Here is a 3,283-nt window from a genome sequence, read left to right as displayed (position 1 = left end):
CCCGCAAAACCTCGTGCTGCAGGACGGCGAGTTCGGGGTGGTGGTGCGCTTCACCGAGGCCCACAGCTTCGACCTGGGCGAGGAGCTCGAGATCGACGTTTCGGGTCTGCAGCTCAACGAGTTCAACGGCCTGCTGCAGGTGAACAACGTCTTCCTCGATCGCGCCACGAGCAAGGGCACGGGCACGCTGCCCGCGCCGCGCGTAGCCACCGTAGCCGAGATCCTGGCCAACGCGGAGACGTGGGAGAGCACGCTCGTCAAGATCGAAAACGCCACGCTGAGCGGCGGCGCCACCTTCTCGGGCAACCGCACCCTGAGCGACGGCACCGGACAGATCATCCTGTACACGCGCTCGGCAGCCACCTTCGCCAACGAGCCGCTGCCCACGGGCACGGTCAACGTGACGGGCATCCTGGCCCAGTTCAACGACTACGAGATCACGATCCGCAACCTGGATGATATCGAGTGATGGAGCAATCGAGGGTCGAGGGATGAATTCCCTGCAAGAATGGGTTAAGTTCAGCGTAATATCGTGACGCTGGGCTGGGCCATTGTCCATCGTTGCTGGCAGCCTTTTCCGATTTTTCGGAAAAGCGAGTTGCCAGTCGCGAGCTTGCAGCACAGGACGCACGCAGTCAACATGCAGTTTTACCTCAGTTTCTTGATGGGGGGTGATTAGTTGAAAATCAACTCAATATATTGTCCATTGATTGTTCGTGTCCTCTCCGGAAATGGCTGGGAGCACCCCTCGTTCCCTTCAAGATCAGTTGTTCCAAACTACAATGAACGAAGGTTCTATTGGGGAAATTAACTGTTTTTCGTATATTAGGGCGTTGTGGATCGTGTTGAAAACACCCGGTAGTACAAACATGAACAGTGTGGCTCAACAGGGTTGCAGGGAACAGATAGAGCAGTCTCAGGCCATTTGGTGTGGCCACGCGAGATAAACTGTCCATTCGCGCTGGGCCTTTTCGTTTGTACATCAATCCAGAAAACTTGAGGAAACTCGGGCCTTCTCATGTTTGTGCTGAGCCAAATGATGGAGACTGCCCTTTGGCGTCTTTGTTGAGACGTGATCCGATGGATCGGTATGTTCCGGCCTGGCGTAGTGTCTGCCCCTTTGGGTGATTGGACGCGTGTCGTTAAAATCGGGTGGCAGGTTGCGTTGGACTATGGACAATGGAGCCCGATTTGGGGCATTGCACCCAAGCGGTAAATCGGGTGAAGTATTGTGGCCATTTAGGGTAAGGCACTGTGCATGAAGGCTGTAGTTTTGTTAGAAGAATCGTGAGTCACAAACAAGTTTGGCTGCCTTTGAATGTATTCGACATGAATCATCGAGGCCGTATTTGGATAGCAATAGAAAGAAAGTAGGTGATGTACGCCCAACTTGTGTTTAACACCCTAGTATCAGGTCTCCTGCTTGCCTTGGTCGCGGTGGGCTTCAACCTGATTTTCAATACCACCAAGGTGTTTCACTTGGCACATGGGGCCTTGTATGTTACTGGTGCTTATGCCCTGTTGCAATTCGAGGCTTTGTTTTCAGATTTTGGTTTTTTGCCCTTGGTCGGCAGCCTGGTTGTAGTAGCCATAATTGCCTTGGTCATTGAAAAACTGGTTTATCAGCCATTGGCCAACAGGAAAGCTGGCCAAGCCATTACGCTGATCAGTTCCATTGGCGTTTACCTCTTTCTCATCAACTTGATTGCCTTACTCTATGGAAACGAGACCAAATACATTGATCCGGCGTTGGGCAGCAGTTTACTGTTTGCGGGACTTACCATTGCGCCTGTCCAGTTGCTACAACTCGTAACTGCATCCTGTCTGATTGTTGGTATCCTCATACTGTCCAAAACGCAATGGTTCCTGAAAGTCAGAGCCATGATCAGCGAAGAGACGGTAGCCTCTGTCCTGGGTGTGAATACGAAAGCGATCCGCCTATGGATGATGATTCTCGGGAGTATGTTGGCCGGGATAGCAGCTATCCTTCAACTGTATGACACCGGAATGGATCCGCAGCGGGGCATGGCCATCACCTTAAGCGCTGCAGTTGCTGTGATCATTGGTGGACAAGGCTCTATAAGCGGTACCATTCTGGCTTCACTGCTTATCGCTTTCCTTCAGACTACTACGGAATGGTTTATTTCCGCCCAATGGAAGGAAGGATTGACTTTTCTTTTGCTCATTGCAGTAATCCTGTGGCGTACGGAAGGAATTGTTTCATTCAAAATGCGGGTAGAGGAAAAATGAATTACCTTTTGCACATACTAATTATGTGTGAGACTTATCTCATCCTTGCGTTAGCCATGAACCTGCTGGCCGGTTACTCCGGATTGCTCTCCCTGACGCAAGCTGCTTTTTATGGCCTTGGTGCATACGTAGCTGCTCTGCTGTTAACGCAGGCAGGCGCCTCTTTCCCAATTGCACTGTTGGGTGCCATTGCTTTTAATCTCATTGCTTGCCTGCCGGTAGTATGGTTTGCCGTTCGTTTGCGGGATTTGTTCTTTGTCCTGGCTACCCTTGCATGGCAGATTATCGTTTTTGCCATACTCTACAACTGGACGTCGTTTACCAATGGACCATTTGGCATTATCGGCATCCCCAAACCGGAATTGTTCGGAGTGTCATTTAACTCTTTATCGTCGTTCGCGTTGCTGGAGGGAATCACTACCGTTTTGGTGCTTGTTTTCTTCATAGGTCTGCACCGAACACCTCTCTCCCGCTGTTTTCAGGGTGTAAGAGATGATCCATTGGCCATGATGAGTTTTGGAAAGAACCCGGCTTACTTTAAAACGATAGCAGTAGTTATTTCCAGTGGTGTTTCTGCCATCGCAGGGGTGTTTTTTGCTGCCTATTTCAGCTTTATTGACCCTACTTCGTTCACTTTGGATGAATCCATTCTCATTCTTTCAATAGTGCTGATAGGAGGCTTGGGAACGATCAAGGGTTCCATTGCAGGTGCTTTGTTCTATGTACTGCTACCGGAATTGTTGCGGTTTGTCGATATACCGGATGCCGTTGCCGCCAACTTGCGGATGATGATTTATGCTACGGTGCTCATTCTCGTAGTGATGTACCGGCCTCACGGTTTTTTTGGTAAATTCAGGTTCGAATGATATTGAAGGTTGAACATATCAGCAAATCCTTTAACGGCCTTACGGTACTCGAAGATGTTTCCTTTGTGATCGCCAAAGGAACTATTACCAGTTTGTTTGGGGAGAACGGCTCTGGAAAAACTACGCTCTTCCATATCATTTCCGGATTCTTGAAACCATCTGCCGGT

The 3,283-nt window shown here is 50.0% G+C and carries 4 protein-coding genes; all 4 read left to right on the top strand.

What is annotated here, in order from left to right; genetic code table 11:
- Positions 1–13: 13 nt before the first annotated feature.
- Positions 14–469: a hypothetical protein gene (locus tag D6694_02785; GenBank protein ID RMH46986.1), complete on the top strand. Its 456-nt coding sequence runs from the start codon at positions 14–16 to the stop codon at positions 467–469.
- A 908-nt stretch (positions 470–1,377) separates the two neighbouring features.
- Positions 1,378–2,250 carry a branched-chain amino acid ABC transporter permease gene (locus D6694_02780; GenBank protein ID RMH46985.1) on the top strand — a complete coding sequence of 291 codons (873 nt, stop codon included), beginning with the start codon at positions 1,378–1,380 and terminating at the stop codon, positions 2,248–2,250.
- Positions 2,247–3,116 (top strand): branched-chain amino acid ABC transporter permease, encoded by an 870-nt coding sequence (locus D6694_02775; GenBank protein RMH46984.1) that lies wholly within the window; start codon positions 2,247–2,249, stop codon positions 3,114–3,116. Before D6694_02780 ends, D6694_02775 begins: the two co-directional genes overlap by 4 nt.
- Positions 3,113–3,283 (top strand): ATP-binding cassette domain-containing protein (locus D6694_02770; GenBank protein ID RMH46983.1); only part of this gene is annotated, 171 nt, incomplete at its 3' end. The genes D6694_02775 and D6694_02770, both read left to right, overlap by 4 nt.

Source organism: Gammaproteobacteria bacterium (assembly GCA_003696665.1).
Taxonomy (GTDB): Bacteria; Pseudomonadota; Gammaproteobacteria; order Enterobacterales.
This window is presented reverse-complemented; position numbering and strand designations above follow the sequence as displayed.